Below are 19,923 nucleotides of genomic sequence, written 5' to 3'. Positions count from 1 at the left end.
TCACCCCCATCCCCTCTCCCACGGGAGAGGGTAGCATTTATACTGCGGTCTGGAAGATCACCCCGTCAGCCTTCTCGGTGTACTGAGAGAGCTGGTCGAAGTTCAGATAACGATAAGTATCCACCGCCGTCTTATCTACCTGAGCCACAAAGGTCTGGTACTCTTCCGGCGTTGGCAGTTTGCCAATCAGCGCCGCAACCGCCGCCAGCTCCGCAGAGGCCAGGTAAACGTTCGCCCCGGTTCCTAAACGGTTAGGGAAGTTACGGGTTGAGGTGGAAACCACCGTCGCACCGTCGGCCACGCGCGCCTGGTTGCCCATACACAGGGAACAGCCAGGGATTTCGATACGCGCCCCGCTCTTACCAAACACGCTGTAGTAGCCCTCTTCGGTCAGCTGCGCCGCATCCATACGGGTTGGCGGCGCCACCCACAGACGGGTCGGCAGCTGGCCTTTGTGGGTATCCAGCAGCTTACCGGCAGCACGGAAGTGGCCGATGTTGGTCATACAGGAGCCGATGAACACTTCGTCGATCTTATCGCCCTGCACGTCAGAAAGCAGACGCGCATCGTCCGGATCGTTAGGCGCACACAGGATTGGCTCTTTGATATCCGCCAGATCGATCTCAATCACCGCCGCGTACTCTGCGTCAGCGTCGGCTTCCAGCAGCTGCGGATCCGCCAGCCATTTTTCCATGCCCTGAATACGACGCTCCAGCGTACGACGGTCGCCGTAGCCTTCCGCTATCATCCACTTCAGCAGCACGATGTTGGAGGTCAGATACTCAATAATCGGCTCTTTGTTCAGCTTGATGGTACAGCCCGCCGCAGAACGCTCGGCTGAGGCATCGGTCAGCTCGAACGCCTGCTCCACTTTCAGATCCGGCAGACCTTCAATTTCCAGGATACGGCCGGAGAAGATGTTTTTCTTCCCTTTCTTCTCAACGGTCAGCAGGCCCTGTTTAATCGCATACAGCGGGATCGCGTGCACCAGATCGCGCAGGGTGATGCCCGGCTGCATTTTACCTTTGAAGCGCACCAGCACCGACTCAGGCATGTCCAGCGGCATTACGCCGGTCGCCGCAGCAAACGCCACCAGACCGGAGCCCGCCGGGAAGGAGATACCGATTGGGAAACGGGTGTGGGAGTCACCGCCGGTACCGACGGTATCTGGCAGAAGCATGCGGTTCAGCCAGGAGTGAATCACGCCGTCACCCGGACGCAGGGAGACACCGCCACGGTTCATAATGAAGTCTGGCAGCGTGTGGTGCGTGGTTACGTCAACCGGCTTCGGATACGCCGCGGTGTGGCAGAAGGATTGCATCACCAGATCGGAAGAGAAGCCCAGGCACGCCAGGTCTTTCAGTTCATCACGGGTCATTGGGCCAGTGGTGTCCTGAGACCCCACGGAGGTCATTTTCGGTTCGCAGTACGCGCCAGGACGGATACCAGTGACGCCGCAGGCGCGACCCACCATTTTCTGCGCCAGAGAGTAACCGCGGTTGCTCTCGGCCACGTCTTTCGCCTGACGGAATACGTCACTGTGCGGCAGACCCAGCGCTTCACGCGCTTTGGTGGTCAGGCCACGGCCGATGATCAGCGGAATACGGCCACCGGCACGCACTTCGTCGATCAGCACGTCGGTTTTCAGTTCGAAGCTGGCCAGCAGTTCGTTGGTTTCGTGGTTGCGCACTTCGCCTTTATACGGGTAAACGTCAATCACGTCGCCCATGTTCAGGTTGCTCACGTCCACTTCAATTGGCAGCGCGCCCGCATCTTCCATGGTGTTGAAGAAGATTGGCGCAATTTTGCCGCCGAGGCACAGGCCGCCGCCGCGCTTGTTCGGCACGTGCGGAATGTCGTCGCCCATGAACCACAGCACGGAGTTGGTGGCGGATTTACGGGAAGAACCGGTACCGACCACATCACCGACGTAAGCCAGCGGGAAACCTTTTTGTTGCAGGGCTTCGATCTGTTTGATCGGGCCAACCACGCCTGGCTGATCCGGCTCAATGCCTTCACGGGCGTTTTTCAGCATCGCCAGGGCGTGCAGTGGGATATCCGGGCGAGACCATGCATCCGGAGCCGGAGAAAGGTCATCGGTGTTGGTTTCACCGGTCACTTTAAAGACGGTAACGGTAATTTTTTCAGCAAGCTGAGGGCGGTTCAGGAACCATTCGGCATCGGCCCAGGACTGCATCACCTGCTTCGCGTAAACGTTGCCTGCTTTGGCTTTTTCTTCCACATCGTAGAAGTTATCGAACATCAGCAGCGTTGAAGAGAGCGCTTTGGCAGCAATTGGCGCCAGCTTGTCGTTATCCAGCGCGTCAATCAGCGGATGAATGTTATAGCCGCCCTGCATGGTGCCGAGCAGTTCAATCGCTTTTTCAGGAGTAACCAGTGGGGAGGTGGCTTCGCCTTTGGCAACGGCGGCAAGGAATCCGGCTTTTACGTAGGCAGCTTCATCTACGCCAGGCGGTACACGGTTGATCAGCAGATCTAACAGGAATTCTTCTTCGCCCTCAGGCGGGTTCTTCAGCAGCTCGACGAGCGCGGCCATTTGGGTTGCATCTAACGGTTTGGGTACAATTCCCTCGGCGGCACGTTCTGCTACGTGCTTACGGTATTCTTCTAGCACGACGGTTCTCCTCGCTCTCATTGTCATATGCGGCGGGCGTTCTCTTCACGCTCCTGTGAGACAGCAGTTTGTAGGGTAAATGCCCGATACCGCGTCGGGCAGCATAGCAGGATTTCTGCACAGTGTTAATCTGTTTACAAAAAAGCAACATTAAAAAATTTGCTGAATCGTTAAGCATGGTATAGCACCCCGTCACCGGGCCCGAAAGCAGTTCCGTAAGTTTGTCGCCACCCCAGCAGCTAGCTGCTGGCCGCTCGCAAGAGCGGCCTTCTGAATGTCCGTCGCCTGCTCAGCCATCCGATATAATTGTGTAATAAATACTCACACTCTTTATCCGGATGCTTCGGAGGTTTTCCCAACAAAAGTCAAAACTGTAAAACACGGGTGAATGATACTCGCGGCAACAGCAACGCCTCACGGCACTGCACTCGTCTCGTTGGAGTCAATCTATGAAGTTGCCTTTTAAACCACATCTTCTTGTTCTGCTTTGCAGTGCGGGGCTGTTTGCCGCCTCGGGCGTCATGTTCGTTAAAAGCCGCGCAACGGAACCCGCTCCCGCACTTGCGCCGGTAGCCCCGCAGCTCCCCGCCCCGACAGCACAACCTGCCCCGGTGGCGACTCCGGCCTATACCGCCGCGCAGATCGATCAGTGGACAGCGCCCATTGCGCTCTATCCCGACGCGCTGCTGTCGCAAATTCTGATGGCCTCAACCTATCCGGCGAGCGTGATTCAGGCCGCCCAGTGGTCAAAGGACAACCCTAAAATGCAGGGCGATACCGCCATTCAGGCGGTCAGCGGGCAGCCATGGGATGCCAGCGTGAAATCGCTGGTCGCCTTTCCGCAGTTAATGTCGTTGATGGGAGAAAACCCGTCGTGGGTACAGAGCCTCGGCGACGCCTTTCTGGCCCAGCCAAAGGATGTGATGGATTCCGTGCAGCGTCTGCGCCTGCTCGCGCAGCAGACAGGCACGTTGCAATCCACCCCGCAGCAGACCGTCACCACCGTGAAAAAATCTGCGCCAGCCTCCACCAGTACAGCCGCGACGTCAACGTCGGCTAGTCCGACGGTGATTAAAATTGAGCCAGCCGATCCACAGGTGGTTTATGTCCCTACCTACAACCCTTCCACCGTTTACGGCACGTGGCCAAACGCCAGCTATCCGCCTGTGTATCTGCCCCCGTCTCCCGGCCAGCAGTTTACCAATAGTTTTGTCAGAGGCTTTGGCTATAGCCTCGGCGTAGCCACTACCTATGCGCTGTTCAGTAACATAGACTGGGACGATGACGACGAACATCATCACGATCATGATGACGATCACCACGGCGGTTATTCGCATAACGGCGATAACATTAATATTAATGTTAATAACTTCAATAAGATCACCGGCGAGCACCGTACCGATAATCATCAGGTCTGGCAGCATAATCCGGCCTACCGCAACGGCGTGCCCTACGCCAATAGCCAGCTTGCCAGCCGCTATCATCAGACTTCAGTGCCGGGAGGGCTGAGCGCTACCCGGCAGCAGACGGTCAACCGCAATAGCCAGCGGCAGGCTGCGATGGCGCAGATACAGCAGTCGACGGGCAAAACCCTCATACAGCTACAGCATGGCGACGCGCATTTCCCGCAACATTCAGCGTCCGCGCAGCAGCTGAAGCAGCTCTCTCAGCGCAGCAACTATCGCGGCTACGACAGCGCGCGGCCCCACGCACAACAGATGAATAATACTCTTGCGCAAACCAGACGCCCGACGCAGGTTCAGCATCAGCCGCTGCGGGCAAACGCCCTGAGCGGCAACGACAGCCGCTCGGCCAACTGGCAGGCCCAGCACCAGCGCGGGCTGCAAAGCCGCCAGCAGCTGTCCGAACATCATACCGAACACCGTGAATTCCATCGTCGTTAAGGAAGCCGCTATGAACATGAAACCGATCGGTGGAATGCTGTTGTTGATGGTATCCACCTTCGCCTGCGCCCAGCAATCTTTCTCCACGCCTGAGCAGGCGGCCAATGCCCTGACGAAGGCCATCAGCGAGCAGAATGAGAGCGCGATGGCCGACCTGCTGGGGGATAACTGGCGCGACTATCTGCCACCTGAAGGGGTTGATCCGGAGGCGGTAGCTCGATTCCTGCGTGACTGGAAGATTAACCATCGTACCGAAATCAGCGGCGATATTGCCCATCTGTCAGTTGGCGATAACGGCTGGCAACTCCCCATACCGGTAGTGAAGAAAAAAGAGGGCTGGCAATTTGATATGCAGAAAGCGGCTGATGAGATCCTGACCCGCGAAATCGGCCGCAACGAACTCGCGGCTATCGAAGCGCTGCACGCCTACGTCGACGCACAGCAGAGCTACTACGCCATGAACCACCGCTATGCGCAGAAGATTGTCAGCACGCCAGGGCTAAAAGACGGCCTGTACTGGCCCATCTCGCCGGGCGAAGCGCCAAGCCCGCTGGGTCCCGCCTTCAGCCCGCCGGAGCCGGGTATGGGCTATCACGGCTATCGGTTCCGCATTCTGCCGGATAAAAATGGCTTTGCGATGGTTGCCTGGCCCGTGAGCTATGGTCAGACGGGGGTAATGAGCTTTGTCGTTAACCAGGATGACAAGGTGCATCAGGCAAATCTCGGCAACGATTCGGCACAAAAAGCGCAGGCGCTCGCTGCATACCACCCGGATAAAACCTGGCAGCCTGTCACCCCCTGAACGCGGCGCATAAAAAAAGCGGCCTGAGGCCGCTTTTTTCATCTGAAGAAACTTATTTCTTCTTCGCTTTCGCGTTTGGCAGGTCGGTGATGCTACCTTCAAACACTTCTGCCGCCAGGCCCACGGACTCGTGCAGAGTCGGGTGAGCGTGGATGGTCAGCGCGATGTCTTCCGCGTCACAGCCCATTTCGATAGCCAGACCGATTTCACCCAGCAGCTCGCCGCCGTTGGTACCGACAATCGCACCACCGATCACGCGGTGAGTCTCTTTGTCGAAGATCAGTTTGGTCATACCGTCTGCGCAGTCGGATGCGATAGCACGGCCAGAAGCAGCCCACGGGAAGGTGGCGGTTTCATAGCTAATGCCTTTCTCTTTCGCTTCTTTCTCAGTCAGACCGACCCATGCAACTTCTGGCTCGGTGTACGCGATAGATGGGATCACTTTCGGATCGAAGTAGTGCTTCATGCCGGCGATAACTTCAGCGGCAACGTGACCTTCGTGAACACCTTTGTGCGCCAGCATTGGCTGACCGACGATATCGCCGATAGCAAAGATGTGCGGCACGTTGGTGCGCAGCTGTTTGTCAACGCGGATGAAGCCACGGTCGTCCACTTCCACGCCAGCTTTGCCCGCGTCGAGGTTTTTACCGTTCGGCACACGACCGATAGCCACCAGCACGGCGTCGTAACGCTGTGGTTCGGATGGGGCTTTTTTGCCTTCCATGGAAACGTAAATACCGTCTTCTTTCGCTTCAACGGCAGTCACTTTGGTTTCCAGCATCAGGTTGAATTTCTTGCTGATGCGTTTGGTGAAGACTTTAACGATGTCTTTGTCGGCAGCCGGGATAACCTGGTCGAACATTTCAACCACGTCAATCTCTGAACCCAGCGCATGGTACACGGTACCCATTTCCAGACCGATGATACCGCCGCCCATAACCAGCAGGCGCTTAGGAACGGTTTTCAGCTCCAGCGCATCGGTGGAATCCCACACGCGTGGATCTTCATGTGGAATGAATGGCAGTTCGATTGGGCGAGAGCCTGCCGCGATGATCGCGTTGTCGAAGTTAATCACGGTTTTGCCGTTTTCGCCTTCCACTTCCAGGGTGTTCGCACCGGTGAATTTACCCAGACCGTTTACCACTTTCACTTTACGGCCTTTGGCCATACCCGCCAGACCGCCGGTCAGCTGAGTGATAACTTTCTCTTTCCAGGTACGAATTTTGTCGATGTCGGTTTTCGGCTCGCCGAAGACGATACCGTGTTCAGCCAGCGCTTTGGCTTCTTCGATAACTTTCGCTACGTGCAGCAGCGCTTTAGAAGGGATACAGCCGACGTTCAGACAAACACCGCCGAGGGTGCTGTAACGTTCTACGATGACGGTTTCCAGACCTAAATCCGCGGCGCGAAATGCTGCGGAGTAACCTGCCGGGCCTGCCCCAAGTACTACGACCTGAGTTTTGATTTCTGTGCTCATCATGACCTCTTAATGTATACCCGTCGTCCACCGGGTCGTTCTATCCGCCCGTATTTTACAAAATTGTTAACAATTTTGAAACAACAAACGGCTCACGAATTATCGCTTTCACCAATAACCTCAAAAACCCCATGAGATTATCAGAAAAAAGCCGGCCGACTGGCCGGCTTTTCGATTACATCACCAGGCGGCGAATGTCGCTCAGCATGTTGTTGATGATGGTGATGAAACGCGCACCATCAGCCCCGTCGATCACGCGGTGGTCGAAGGACAGAGAGATTGGCATCATCAGACGCGGCACGAACTCTTTGCCATTCCACACCGGCTCCATCGCGGACTTGGACACACCGAGGATAGCCACTTCCGGCGCGTTCACAATCGGCGCGAAGTGGGTGGTACCCAGGCCGCCGATGCTGGAGATAGTGAAGCAGCCGCCCTGCATTTCGCCGGCAGTCAGCTTACCATCACGCGCTTTTTTGGAGATGGTGGTCAGCTCACGGGACAGCTCAGTGACGCTCTTCTTGTTCACGTCTTTGAAGACCGGAACAACCAGACCATTTGGCGTATCAACCGCAACACCGATGTTGATGTACTTCTTCAGCGTCAGCTTCTGGCCGTCTTCGGACAGGGAGCTGTTGAAGCGAGGCATCTGCTCAAGGGCAGCGGCAACCGCTTTCATGATGAAGACCACTGGAGTGAACTTCACGTCCAGCTTACGCTTCTCAGCTTCGGCGTTCTGCTGTTTACGGAACGCTTCCAGATCGGTGATATCGGTCTTATCGAAGTGGGTAACGTGCGGGATCATTACCCAGTTACGGCTCAGGTTAGCACCCGAGATTTTCTGGATACGGCCCAGTTCCACTTCTTCGATTTCACCGAACTTGCTGAAGTCCACTTTCGGCCATGGCAGCATGCCCGGGATACCGCCACCGGCAGCAGCAGGTGCAGCTTCGGCGCGTTTCACCGCATCTTTCACGTAAGCCTGAACGTCTTCGCGCAGGATACGGCCTTTACGACCAGTGCCCTTCACTTTCGCCAGGTTCACACCGAATTCGCGCGCCAGGCGACGAATCAGCGGAGTCGCGTGGACGTAAGCGTCGTTTTCAGCGAACTCAGATTTTTCTGCTTTAGCAGCAGGGGCAGCAGCCGGTTTAGCAGCCTGAGCCGGTGCAGCAGCCGGTGCCGGAGCAGCCGCGGCAGCTGGAGCGGCGGCAGGTGCTGCGCCTTCCACTTCGAAGACCATGATCAGAGAGCCGGTAGATACTTTGTCGCCGGTGTTGATTTTGATCTCTTTAACGGTACCGGCGAACGGCGCAGGCACTTCCATAGAAGCTTTGTCGCCTTCAACGGTGATCAGTGACTGTTCAGCGGCAACTTTGTCGCCCACTTTTACCATCACTTCGGTCACTTCAACTTCGTCACCGCCGATGTCCGGTACGTTAACGTCTTTCACGCCGCCAGCAGCCGCTGGTGCAGCAGCCGGAGCCGGAGCAGCTTCCGCTTTCGCTGGAGCCGCAGCGCCTTCAGCGCCCGCCACTTCGAAAATCATGATCAGGGAACCCGTAGACACTTTGTCGCCGGTGTTGATCTTGATCTCTTTAACGGTACCCGCGAACGGTGCCGGCACTTCCATAGAGGCTTTGTCGCCTTCTACGGTGATCAGTGACTGCTCGGCCGCAACGGTATCGCCCACTTTCACCAGGATTTCAGTGACTTCAACTTCGTCACCGCCGATGTCAGGCACGTTCACTTCTTTCGCTGCCGCGGCCGCTGCTGGAGCAGCAGCAGGAGCGGCTTCTTTCTTCTCTTCCTGCGCAGGTGCAGCAGCTGCTGCACCGTCGGCGGAATCGAAAATCATGATCAGTTTACCGGTCTCGGTTTTATCGCCAACAGAGACTTTAATCTCTTTAACGATGCCAGCCTGAGGAGACGGGACTTCCATAGAAGCTTTGTCGCCTTCTACGGTGATCAGCGACTGTTCAGCTTCAACTTTGTCGCCCACTTTGACCAGGATCTCGGTGATTTCAACTTCATCAGCCCCGATGTCCGGTACATTGATTTCGATAGCCATTATTCTTTTACCTCTTACGCCAGACGCGGGTTAACTTTATCTGCATCGATGTTGAATTTGGTGATTGCGTCTGCAACCACTTTCTTATCGATTTCGCCACGTTTAGCCAGTTCGCCCAGTGCTGCTACTACCACGTAGGAAGCATCAACTTCGAAGTGGTGACGCAGGTTTTCGCGGCTGTCAGAACGACCGAAGCCGTCAGTACCCAGTACGCGATAATCATCAGCTGGAACGTAAGTACGAACCTGCTCAGCGAACAGTTTCATGTAGTCAGTAGACGCCACCGCTGGCGCGTCGTTCATCACCTGAGCGATGTACGGAACGCGTGGAGTTTCCATTGGGTGCAGCATGTTCCAGCGCTCACAATCCTGGCCATCACGCGCCAGTTCAGTGAAGGAGGTAACAGAGTACACATCGGAACCCACACCGTAGTCTTTCGCCAGGATCTGCGCTGCTTCACGAACGTGACGCAGGATAGAACCGGAGCCCAGCAGCTGAACTTTACCTTTGCTACCTTCGATGGTTTCGAGTTTGTAGATACCTTTACGGATACCTTCCTCGGCACCTGCTGGCATTGCCGGCATGTGGTAGTTTTCGTTCAGGGTGGTGATGTAGTAGTAAATATTCTCTTGCGCTTCACCGTACATGCGCTGCAAGCCGTCATGCATGATGACTGCTACTTCGTACGCGTAAGACGGGTCGTAAGAGATACAGTTAGGGATAGTCAGAGACTGAATGTGGCTGTGACCATCTTCGTGCTGTAGACCTTCACCGTTCAGGGTCGTACGACCAGAAGTACCACCAATCAGGAAGCCGCGAGCCTGCTGGTCGCCTGCCTGCCAGCACAGGTCACCGATACGCTGGAACCCGAACATGGAGTAGTAGATGTAGAACGGGATCATCGGCAGGTTGTTGGTGCTGTAAGAAGTCGCAGCAGCCAGCCAGGATGCGCCTGCACCCAGTTCGTTGATACCTTCCTGAAGGATCTGACCTTTCTCGTCTTCTTTGTAGTATGCAACCTGCTCACGGTCCTGCGGGGTGTACTGCTGACCGTTCGGGCTGTAGATACCGATCTGACGGAACAGACCTTCCATACCGAAAGTACGCGCTTCGTCGGCGATGATTGGAACCAGACGATCTTTGATCGACTTGTTCTTCAGCATCACGTTCAGGGCACGAACGAAAGCGATAGTGGTAGAGATCTCTTTGTTCTGCTCTTCCAGCAGCTGAGAGAAATCTTCCAGCGCTGGCAGTTCCAGCTTCTCGGTGAAGTTAGGCTGACGAGCAGGCAGGTAGCCTTTCAGCGCCTGACGACGTTCGTGCAGGTACTTGTGCTCTTCAGAACCTTCCGGGAAGGTGATGTAAGACAGTTTTTCTACCTGCTCATCGGTCACTGGAACGTTGAAACGATCGCGGATATAACGCACGCCGTCCATGTTCATTTTCTTAACCTGGTGAGCGATGTTTTTACCTTCTGCGGTATCACCCATGCCGTAACCTTTAATGGTGTGGGCCAGGATCACAGTCGCTTTACCTTTGGTTTCACGCGCTTTTTTCAGTGCAGCGTAAACTTTCTTCGGATCGTGACCACCGCGGTTCAGCGCCCAGATCTGCTCGTCAGTCCAGTCTGCAACCAGGGCTGCGGTTTCAGGATATTTGCCGAAGAAGTGCTCACGAACGTAGGCACCGTCTTTGGATTTGAAGGTCTGGTAGTCGCCGTCAACGGTTTCGTTCATCAGCTGGATCAGTTTACCGCTGGTGTCTTTGCGCAGCAGCTCATCCCAACGACCGCCCCACATCACTTTGATCACGTTCCAGCCAGCACCTGCGAAGATGCCTTCCAGTTCGTTGATGATCTTGCCGTTACCGGTTACCGGACCATCCAGACGTTGCAGGTTACAGTTGATGATGAAGCACAGGTTGTCCAGCTTCTCACGGGTCGCGATGGTGATCGCGCCTTTAGATTCTGGCTCATCCATTTCACCGTCGCCCAGGAAGGCGTAAACGGTCTGCTCAGAGGTGTCTTTCAGACCACGGTGTTCCAGGTACTTCAGGAATTTAGCCTGATAGATCGCACCGATTGGACCCAGACCCATAGATACGGTCGGGAACTGCCAGAACTCAGGCATCAGTTTAGGGTGCGGGTAAGAAGACAGACCCTTACCGTGAACTTCCTGACGGAAGTTGTTCATCTGCTCTTCAGTCAGACGACCTTCCAGGAAGGCACGTGCATAGATGCCCGGAGAGATGTGGCCCTGGAAGTACACCAGATCGCCGCCATCTTTCTCGTTAGCTGCACGGAAGAAGTGGTTGAAGCACACTTCGTAAATGGTCGCAGAAGACTGGAAGGACGCCATGTGGCCACCCAGTTCCAGGTCCTTCTTGGATGCGCGCAGAACGGTCATGATGGCGTTCCAGCGGATAGCAGAACGGATACGGCGTTCCAGATCCAGATTGCCCGGGTATTCCGGTTCGTCTTCGACGGCAATCGTGTTTACGTAGTTGCTAGCCCCTGCACCTGAAGCCACTTTCACGCCGCCTTTGCGTGCTTCTGAAAGCAGCTGATCAATCAGATACTGAGCGCGCTCAACACCTTCTTCACGGATGACCGATTCGATCGCCTGTAGCCAGTCGCGAGTTTCGATCGGATCCACGTCATTTTGGAGACGTTCTGACATGGGGGTATTCCTTATCTATCTAATACGTTGATTTGTCTGGAACCTGTCCCATTGTATTTTCGCCAGAAAACACAATAAGACAGGTTCTGCGTTTAGTTGCCGCGCTCTAAAAGTACCTGGCGCTTAATCCTTTCGTTGCTGTATGCGGCGTAATGAACGTTCGCGACGCGATTGTTCACGGCTGCGGTCCAGCAAGATTTCCTCAATGAAAGCCAGATGGCGGTGCGACGCTTCGCGCGCCTGCTCCGGTTCCCCGGCCATTATCGCCTCGAATACTCGGGTGCGATGGTTGCTTACCAGCGGGAGCATCTCCCGACGGGCATACAACAATTCAAAATTCTGACGAACGTTCTGGGCCAGCATCGGCTCCATGCAGCGTAGCAGATGGAGGAGCACCACGTTGTGCGCCGCTTCGGTGACGGCAATTTGATACTGGACGACGGCATTGGACTCGGCGTCTAAATCGCCGGACTGCTGTGCCCGTTCAATGGCCTGATGCAGCTCGCGAATACGTACGCGGTCTTCATCAGTGCTGCGAAGGGCGGCGTAATAGGCCGCGATACCTTCCAGCGCGTGACGGGTCTCAAGCAGATCAAACTGGGATTCTGGGTGGTCAGAGAGAAGTTCTACCAGCGGGTCGCTGAAGCTCTGCCACAGGCTGTTTTGCACAAAGGTTCCGCCACCCTGGCGACGGAGCAACAGGCCCTTTGCTTCGAGACGTTGAATCGCCTCACGCAGAGAGGGGCGTGAAACGTCGAACTGTTTTGCCAGCTCGCGTTCTGGCGGGAGCTTCTCGCCCGGGCGCAGTGTCCCTTCGAGAATCAAAAACTCCAGCTGCTGCTCAATCACATCGGAAAGTTTTGGTTGGCGAATTTTGCTGTAGGCCATATTCCCTGTCTTACGCCTTTTTGCCCGGAGTCAATTGGTCTTACCAATTTCATGTTCGTATCGCTAAAGTAACAAAGTATTCACCTTCTGTCCATATTGGTTTTGATTGAAATCAGTAAACCCGGCACATTTTAACAACCTTACAGAACTAACGTTTCAGGAATGTAACTTTGCACAAATGAAATGGTTACTACCAAAGAGGCAGTTTTAACCATAATGAAACGAGGGTTTTTGCAATCTGAAGCGATTCAACAAGGCAAAAAATGAAAATTCGCCCTCTTCTGACGCATTTCTATTCTATAGGTTGGGGTATGAGGGGTTAACGTACCGATTTACAATTGGTTTCTTTTTATTCAAGTCGTCTTCATCCCTTCATAAAGCAGGTGCATTCGCTGGCGCTTACCACTATTCTTGCGCTAACGGAAGCCATCTCCGCTTTTTTCGGTATCGTTAACCGTAAAGAAATAAATACAGAATATGGACTTTCATAATTACACACGCACAGCGTGAACATAACAACCACACACGAGGTTTCAAATGGAAGCTCAACAGCATGGCGATCAGCTAAAGCGCGGCCTTAAAAACCGCCATATTCAGCTCATCGCCCTGGGCGGTGCTATTGGTACTGGCCTGTTTCTGGGCAGTGCATCGGTTATCCAGTCGGCCGGTCCGGGCATTATTCTGGGGTACGCGATTGCGGGTTTTATTGCATTTCTGATTATGCGCCAGTTAGGTGAAATGGTTGTTGAGGAGCCGGTCGCAGGCTCATTCAGCCACTTCGCCTATAAATACTGGGGCAGCTTCGCAGGTTTCGCCTCGGGGTGGAACTACTGGGTTCTGTACGTTCTGGTTGCCATGGCCGAGCTGACCGCCGTTGGGAAATACATTCAGTTCTGGTACCCGGAGATCCCCACCTGGGCGTCTGCGGCGGCCTTCTTCGTCATTATCAATGCCATTAACCTGACCAACGTAAAAGTGTTTGGTGAGATGGAGTTCTGGTTTGCCATCATCAAAGTGATTGCCGTTGTAGCGATGATCATCTTCGGCGGCTGGCTGCTGTTCAGCGGCAACGGCGGTCCACAGGCCACCGTGCGCAACCTTTGGGAGCAAGGCGGGTTCCTGCCGCACGGCATGACCGGTCTGGTGATGATGATGGCAATTATCATGTTCTCCTTCGGCGGTCTGGAGCTGGTGGGCATCACCGCCGCGGAAGCCGACAACCCGGAGCAGAGCATCCCGAAAGCCACTAACCAGGTTATCTACCGTATTCTGATCTTCTATGTGGGCTCCCTGGCGGTCCTGCTCTCCCTGCTGCCATGGACGCGCGTGACGGCGGATACCAGCCCGTTTGTGCTCATCTTCCACGAGCTGGGCGACACCTTCGTGGCGAACGCGCTCAACGTCGTGGTGCTGACCGCCGCGCTCTCCGTTTATAACAGCTGCGTTTACTGCAACAGCCGTATGCTGTTCGGCCTGGCGCAACAGGGCAACGCACCGAAAGCGCTGCTTACCGTTGATAAGCGTGGCGTACCGGTTAATACCATCATCGTGTCGGCGGTCGTGACGGCGCTGTGCGTTCTGATTAACTACCTGGCACCGGAATCTGCCTTCGGTCTGCTGATGGCGCTGGTGGTTTCCGCGCTGGTGATTAACTGGGCGATGATTAGCCTCGCGCACATCAAGTTCCGCCGCGCCAAGCACCAGCAGGGCGTAACCACGCGCTTCCCTGCCCTGCTCTATCCGCTGGGGAACTGGGTTTGCCTGCTGTTCATGGCAGCTGTGCTGGTCATCATGCTCATCACCCCAGGCATGGCGATTTCCGTCTACCTGATCCCGGTCTGGATTGCGATCCTCGGCGTGGGTTATATGGTGAAACAGAAAAATGCCAAAACGGTGAAAGCGCACTAAGTGTTTTCTCGCTGTACTCGCGGTTGCGGGTACAGCGTCTTGTTACCTTCCTCACAAATTCGCGCCTACAGCAAAATCCTCCATATCACCGCCTTTATATTGCAACGCATATATTCGTTTGCCAGCGAATAATTCTCTCCATACCGAAACCCGGAGAGCTGTCGATGAATAACAACAAACTGTCAGTAAAAGAAAAGATCGGCTATGGCATGGGTGACGCCGGATGCAACATTATCTTTGGCGCCATCATGTTATTTGTTAACTACTTTTATACGGATATTTTTGGTCTGGCTCCTGCACTGGTTGGCATTTTACTCCTGTCCGTACGCGTCATTGATGCCATCACGGACCCAATTATGGGCGCGATTGCCGACCGTACCCGCAGCAAATATGGCCGGTTTCGTCCATGGCTGCTGTGGATTGCCTTCCCCTATGCGCTGTTCAGCATTCTGATGTTCACCACGCCGGAGTGGAGCTATAACAGCAAAGTTATCTATGCCTTTGTCACCTACTTCCTGCTGTCGCTGACCTATACGGCTATCAACATTCCCTACTGCTCGCTGGGCGGCGTGATCACCAACGATCCGAAAGAGCGCGTTGCCTGCCAGTCCTACCGTTTTGTTATGGTTGGTATCGCCACTCTGCTGCTGTCGCTAACGCTCCTGCCGATGGCCGACTGGTTCGGTGGGGATAACAAAGCCAAAGGCTACCAGATGGCGATGACCGTGCTGGCGCTGATTGGTACCTGCATGTTCCTGTTCTGCTTCGCCACGGTGCGCGAGCGCGTGCGTCCGGCAGTGCAAACCCATGACGAACTGAAAAACGACCTGAAAGACGTGTGGAAGAATGACCAGTGGGTGCGGATCCTGCTGTTAACCCTGTGCAACGTCTGCCCTGGCTTTATCCGCATGGCGGCCACCATGTATTACGTCACCTGGGTCATGGGGCAAAGCACCCATTTCGCCACGCTGTTTATCAGCCTGGGCGTGGTCGGCATGATGTTCGGCAGTATGCTGGCGAAAGTGCTGACCGACCGCTGGTGTAAGCTGAAGGTCTTCTTCTGGACCAACATCGTGCTGGCGATTTTCTCCTGCGCCTTTTACTTCTTCGACCCGAAAGCGACGACAACCATTGTCGTGCTCTACTTCCTGCTGAACATTCTGCACCAGATCCCGTCACCGCTGCACTGGTCGCTGATGGCCGACGTGGACGACTACGGTGAATGGAAAACCGGGAAACGCATCACCGGGATCAGCTTCTCCGGCAACATCTTCTTCCTGAAGCTGGGTCTGGCGATTGCCGGGGCAATGGTCGGCTTCCTGCTCTCCTGGTACGGCTACGACGCGGGCGCAAAAGCGCAGAGCGCGGACGCCATCAACGGGATCGTGCTGCTGTTTACCGTCATTCCCGGCATTGGATACTTAATTACCGCGGGCGTAGTACGTCTGCTGAAAGTGGACCGTGAGACCATGAAGCAGATCCAGTCCGATCTGGAAAAGCGTCGCACCAACTATCGCGAGCTGAACGATTATCAGGAACTCAAAGCCGCTGAGACTAAATAAGGAAAGCCGAATGCAAACCTGGCCAAACCCGTTTATTGAACAACGCGCCGACCCGTATATCCTGCGTCACGATGGGCAATATTACTTTATCGCCTCCGTACCGGGGTACGATCGGCTGGCGATCCGCCGCGCGGACTCGCTGGAAGGTTTACGCGATGCCGAAGAGGTGATTGTCTGGCGCAAGCCCGACACCGGCCCGATGAGCCAGCTGATCTGGGCGCCGGAGCTGCATCATATCGACGGCAGGTGGTACATCTATTTTGCCGCCACGCATACCCAGGCGCTCGATCAGCTCGGGATGTTCCAGCATCGCATGTTTGCCATTGAATGTGCAGATCGCGATCCGCTCACCGGTACGTGGGTGGAAAAAGGGCAAATCAAAACCCCGTTTGACACCTTCGCGCTGGATGCCACCACCTTTGTTCATCAGGGTAAACGCTGGTATCTGTGGGCGCAAAAAGCCCCGGACATTTCCGGTAACTCCAATCTTTACCTGTGTGAAATGGAAAATCCGTGGACGCTGAAAGGCGAGCCGGTGATGCTCAGTAAACCGGAATATGACTGGGAGTGCCGTGGGTTCTGGGTCAACGAAGGCCCGGCGGTGCTGTTCCATGGCGATAAGCTGTTTATCAGCTATTCCGCCAGCGCCACCGACGAGAACTACTGCATGGGATTACTGTGGGCAGACCTGAATGCCGATCCGCAAAACCCGGCTAACTGGCATAAATCCCCGCGCCCGGTGTTCGTCACCAGCTACGAAAACCGTCAGTATGGGCCAGGCCATAACAGCTTTACGCAGACGCCGGAAGGCGAAGATGTGCTGGTCTACCACGCGCGAAACTACACTGAAATTGAAGGCGATCCACTTTACGATCCCAATCGCCATACTCGCCTGAAACTCGTCCGCTGGAACGAAAACGGGATGCCTGATTTCGGCATCCCGCCCGTGGACACGCCGTAACAGCTTCGGCGCGCTGGCTTAGACCAGCGTGCCGTAAATCGTCAGCAGCGCCACAATCACCACCACCACAAAGGATGTTTTCTTCGCCATCGAGACGGCAGCTTTTGGCGTTGCGACTTTGTCCGTGTGCGGCTCACGCGCCAGCGAGAACTGTGCCAGTCGGGTTAAAACCTGATACTGCGAGGTATGGCGGTCTGCAAGGGAGACAAACCACGCGGGCAGCGCCTTTTCACCGTGACCGATGAGGGCATAGACCACGCCTACCAGACGCACCGGAAGCCAGTCGAGCACGTGCAGGATGGCATCAATGCCGGACTGTAGACGTTCATGCGGCGTAAGATAGCGGGCAAGCCAGGTCTGCCAGGCGCGCAGGAACGCATAACCCATCAGCAGTACCGGCCCCCAGGGTCCGCCCACCACGAACCAGAACAGCGGCGCCAGGTAGTAACGGAAGTTGATCCACAGCAGCGCGTTTTGCAGCTCCCGCAGAAACTCGCGTTCATCGCAATCCGGCGGTACGCCGTGGATCATCGTCAACTCGCTCGCCATCGCGCCGCGCGCGTGGGCATCATCCCGGGAAGCGGCTTTCAGATACGCGTGATAGTGCAAACGCACCTTGCCCGCGCCAATACACAGCACGCCGAGCAGGATCCACACCACCAGCAGCGGCACGTTGAAAAAGAGGCCGTAAAGCGAGCGCAGCAACAGGAACGTAATCGCCATCACGCCTGCCGCCATTAGCAGCGTGCGCAGCATGGAAAAATGCCTGATGCGGCGGAATAACACCTCCAGCCGATGATCCAGATGCCAGTGCTCGCCGAGCTTAAACAGGCGTTCAGCGATCATAACCAGCAGCATGGTAAACAACGTCATGTTATCTCCTTATCTGACGACGTGGTAAGCATGGCGTGAAACCGGGACCAGTCAAACGCCGGGCCGGGGTCGGTTTTTCTTTCGGGGGCGATGTCGCTGTGCCCTGTAATATTGTCTGCAATGGCGGGATAGCGCCCGATTAACGTTTGCGTTACAGCAACCAGTTTCTCATATTGCGCATCGGTGTAAGGCGTGGTGTCCGTTCCTTCCAGTTCAATTCCAATGGAGAAATCATTGCACCGCTCGCGTCCCTGATACATCGACACGCCGGCATGCCAGGCACGCTTATCAAAAGGAACATACTGAACCACTTCGCCATCACGACGGATCAGACAGTGCGCCGATACGCGCAGATGCGCAATCTCAGCAAAGAAGGGGTGGGCATCGGGATCTATCGTTCCAGTGAATAACGCATCGATCCACGGACCGCCAAACTCACCCGGCGGGAGACTAATATTGTGAACCACCAGCAGTGTGGGCTTTTCATCCTCCGGGCGGCAGTCGTGGTGCGGCGACGGTACATGCCGCGCGTCCACCAGCCATCCGTTTTCTAACAACATGCTGGAACTCCTTATCTATGGTGCTGTTACTCGGTTCAGAGTAGCATGTTTCAATATTATGATTCGTTACCAATTTGGAGTTTTATCATGCCGCCTCGCCGCTATAACCCCGACCACCGACGTGACGCGCTTCTGGAACGTATTAATAGTGATATCCCGGCAAGCGTTGCCCATGCCCTGAAAGAAGATCTCGGCGGCGACGTCAGCGCCGATAACGATATTACCGCCCAATTGTTGCCAAAAGAGACGCGCTCGCATGCGGTGATCATCACCCGCGAAGCGGGAGTCTTCTGCGGAAAACGCTGGGTTGAGGAGGTCTTTACCCAGCTGGCAGGCGACGAGGTGCAGGTAACATGGCACGTTGAAGACGGTGATGCGGTCACGGCGAATCAGCCACTGTTCGAGCTGGACGGCCCGTCCCGCGTCTTGCTGACCGGCGAACGCACCGCGCTCAATTTTGTGCAAACGCTCTCTGGCGTTGCCAGTGAAGTACGCCGCTACGTTGACCTGCTGGCAGGCACCCGCACGCAGCTGCTGGATACCCGTAAAACCCTGCCGGGCCTGCGGACCGCGCTGAAATACGCGGTACTCTGCGGTGGCGGCGCCAACCATCGTCTGGGGCTATCCGATGCCTTCCTGATCAAAGAGAACCACATTATTGCCTCTGGCTCGGTGCGTCAGGCCGTGGAAAAAGCCTTCTGGCTGCATCCGGATGTGCCGGTCGAAGTGGAAGTGGAAACGCTGGAGGAGCTGGACGAGGCCATTAAAGCGGGGGCTGACATCATCATGCTCGATAACTTCGACACGGAGCAGATGCGTGAAGCGGTCAAACGCACAAACGGCCAGGCGCAGCTTGAGGTGTCCGGCAACGTGACGTTCGACACCATCCGCGAATTTGCTGAAACCGGCGTCGATTACATCTCCGTTGGCGCCCTGACCAAGCACGTCCGTGCCCTCGACCTCTCGATGCGCTTCAAATAAATTAGCCTCCCCTCTCCGCCCGGAGAGGGGAAATACGAAACCGCTCGCAATTACGCTGTCCTTCTCTGCAACACTGAATCATTTCCCTGAAAGCCCCTTCACGTTCACGCTTTTGTCCCTCGTTTCTGCATGCTGGCACTGCCACAGTAGCGCCACTTAACGTAAGGAGCAGACATGAACAGACAACAAGGATTTACCCTGATTGAGCTAATGGTGGTCATTGGCATTATTGCCATCCTGAGCGCGATTGGCGTTCCGGCTTATCAGAACTACCTGCGAAAAGCCGCGCTCACCGATATGCTGCAAACGTTCATCCCCTACCGCACCGCCATTGAGCTTTGCGCCCTGGATCGTGGTGGTGTGGATAGCTGCGACGCAGGCACCAATGGCATCCCCTCCCCGACAACCACACGTTACGTTTCAGCGATGAGCGTGGCAAAGGGGGCCGTATCGTTAACAGGGCAGGAAAGCCTTAACGGACTTGAAGTGCTCATGACACCGATCTGGAGCGACGGTAACGGTATGACGGGCTGGACGCGTGACTGCAAAATTGCGTCCGACACGGCGCTCAGACAAGCTTGTGAAGATGTTTTCCGCTTCGACAACAACTGACAGGAGTGGAC

The 19,923-nt window shown here is 55.5% G+C and carries 14 protein-coding genes; 7 read left to right on the top strand and 7 right to left on the bottom strand.

Features of this window, described 5'->3' with window-relative positions; translation table 11 throughout:
• Positions 1–37: 37 nt before the first annotated feature.
• Positions 38–2,635, bottom strand: coding sequence for a bifunctional aconitate hydratase 2/2-methylisocitrate dehydratase (acnB, locus tag ACOTWU_RS10810; protein ID WP_017383766.1), 2,598 nt, complete (start codon positions 2,633–2,635; stop codon positions 38–40).
• A 449-nt stretch (positions 2,636–3,084) separates the two neighbouring features.
• Between acnB and ACOTWU_RS10805 the strand changes: the two genes are divergently transcribed.
• Entirely contained in the window at positions 3,085–4,539 is a 1,455-nt protein-coding gene (locus tag ACOTWU_RS10805; protein WP_126498691.1) for a DUF3300 domain-containing protein, read from the top strand.
• A gap of 10 nt (positions 4,540–4,549) precedes the next feature.
• Positions 4,550–5,341, top strand: coding sequence for a DUF2950 family protein (locus ACOTWU_RS10800; protein ID WP_040117221.1), 792 nt, complete (start codon positions 4,550–4,552; stop codon positions 5,339–5,341).
• A gap of 52 nt (positions 5,342–5,393) precedes the next feature.
• Here the strand turns inward: ACOTWU_RS10800 and lpdA are convergent, their stop codons facing one another.
• The 4 genes from lpdA to pdhR all read right to left on the bottom strand — a co-directional run bounded on the left by lpdA (position 5,394) and on the right by pdhR (position 12,455).
• A complete protein-coding gene (lpdA, locus tag ACOTWU_RS10795; protein WP_003856313.1) occupies positions 5,394–6,818 on the bottom strand; it encodes a dihydrolipoyl dehydrogenase in 1,425 nt (474 codons plus the stop codon).
• Positions 6,819–6,993: 175 nt separating this feature from the next.
• A complete protein-coding gene (gene aceF / locus ACOTWU_RS10790) occupies positions 6,994–8,889 on the bottom strand; it encodes a pyruvate dehydrogenase complex dihydrolipoyllysine-residue acetyltransferase (protein WP_017694504.1) in 1,896 nt (631 codons plus the stop codon).
• Positions 8,890–8,903: 14 nt separating this feature from the next.
• Positions 8,904–11,567, bottom strand: a complete 2,664-nt coding sequence (gene aceE / locus ACOTWU_RS10785) for a pyruvate dehydrogenase (acetyl-transferring), homodimeric type (protein WP_003856315.1) — start codon at positions 11,565–11,567, stop codon at positions 8,904–8,906.
• A 123-nt stretch (positions 11,568–11,690) separates the two neighbouring features.
• The gene (pdhR, locus tag ACOTWU_RS10780) at positions 11,691–12,455 is read right to left on the bottom strand and encodes a pyruvate dehydrogenase complex transcriptional repressor PdhR (protein WP_015572686.1); all 765 of its coding nucleotides are present in this window, start codon (positions 12,453–12,455) and stop codon (positions 11,691–11,693) included.
• 537 nt (positions 12,456–12,992) lie between these two features.
• On the opposite strand from pdhR, the gene aroP reads away from it, so the two are divergent.
• The 3 genes from aroP (at position 12,993) to ACOTWU_RS10765 (ending at position 16,886) form a co-directional block, all read left to right on the top strand.
• Positions 12,993–14,363 (top strand): aromatic amino acid transporter AroP, encoded by a 1,371-nt coding sequence (aroP, locus tag ACOTWU_RS10775; protein ID WP_015572685.1) that lies wholly within the window; start codon positions 12,993–12,995, stop codon positions 14,361–14,363.
• Between the two features lie 164 nt (positions 14,364–14,527).
• On the top strand, positions 14,528–15,925 hold the full coding sequence (locus ACOTWU_RS10770; protein WP_126498693.1) for a glycoside-pentoside-hexuronide (GPH):cation symporter: 1,398 nt from the start codon (positions 14,528–14,530) through the stop codon (positions 15,923–15,925).
• 10 nt (positions 15,926–15,935) lie between these two features.
• On the top strand, positions 15,936–16,886 hold the full coding sequence (locus ACOTWU_RS10765) for a family 43 glycosylhydrolase (protein WP_126498694.1): 951 nt from the start codon (positions 15,936–15,938) through the stop codon (positions 16,884–16,886).
• Positions 16,887–16,904: 18 nt separating this feature from the next.
• On the opposite strand, the gene ampE is transcribed toward ACOTWU_RS10765, so the two are convergent.
• Both ampE and ampD read right to left on the bottom strand, forming a co-directional pair.
• Positions 16,905–17,759 carry a beta-lactamase regulator AmpE gene (gene ampE / locus ACOTWU_RS10760; protein WP_003856320.1) on the bottom strand — a complete coding sequence of 285 codons (855 nt, stop codon included), beginning with the start codon at positions 17,757–17,759 and terminating at the stop codon, positions 16,905–16,907.
• Positions 17,756–18,319: a 1,6-anhydro-N-acetylmuramyl-L-alanine amidase AmpD gene (gene ampD, locus ACOTWU_RS10755; RefSeq protein ID WP_017694507.1), complete on the bottom strand. Its 564-nt coding sequence runs from the start codon at positions 18,317–18,319 to the stop codon at positions 17,756–17,758. The genes ampE and ampD overlap by 4 nt, the downstream gene beginning before the upstream one ends.
• Positions 18,320–18,406: 87 nt before the next feature.
• On the opposite strand from ampD, the gene nadC reads away from it, so the two are divergent.
• The gene (nadC, locus tag ACOTWU_RS10750; protein ID WP_015572681.1) at positions 18,407–19,300 is read left to right on the top strand and encodes a carboxylating nicotinate-nucleotide diphosphorylase; all 894 of its coding nucleotides are present in this window, start codon (positions 18,407–18,409) and stop codon (positions 19,298–19,300) included.
• A 174-nt stretch (positions 19,301–19,474) separates the two neighbouring features.
• The gene (gene ppdD / locus ACOTWU_RS10745; RefSeq protein ID WP_015572680.1) at positions 19,475–19,912 is read left to right on the top strand and encodes a prepilin peptidase-dependent pilin; all 438 of its coding nucleotides are present in this window, start codon (positions 19,475–19,477) and stop codon (positions 19,910–19,912) included.
• Positions 19,913–19,923: the final 11 nt, after the last annotated feature.

The organism is Enterobacter cloacae complex sp. GYL001 (genome assembly GCF_049237125.1).
GTDB classification, from domain to species: Bacteria; Pseudomonadota; Gammaproteobacteria; order Enterobacterales; family Enterobacteriaceae; genus Enterobacter; species Enterobacter hormaechei_C.
The sequence above is the reverse complement of the archived record's forward strand: the minus strand, read 5'-3'. Positions and strand labels throughout refer to the sequence as shown.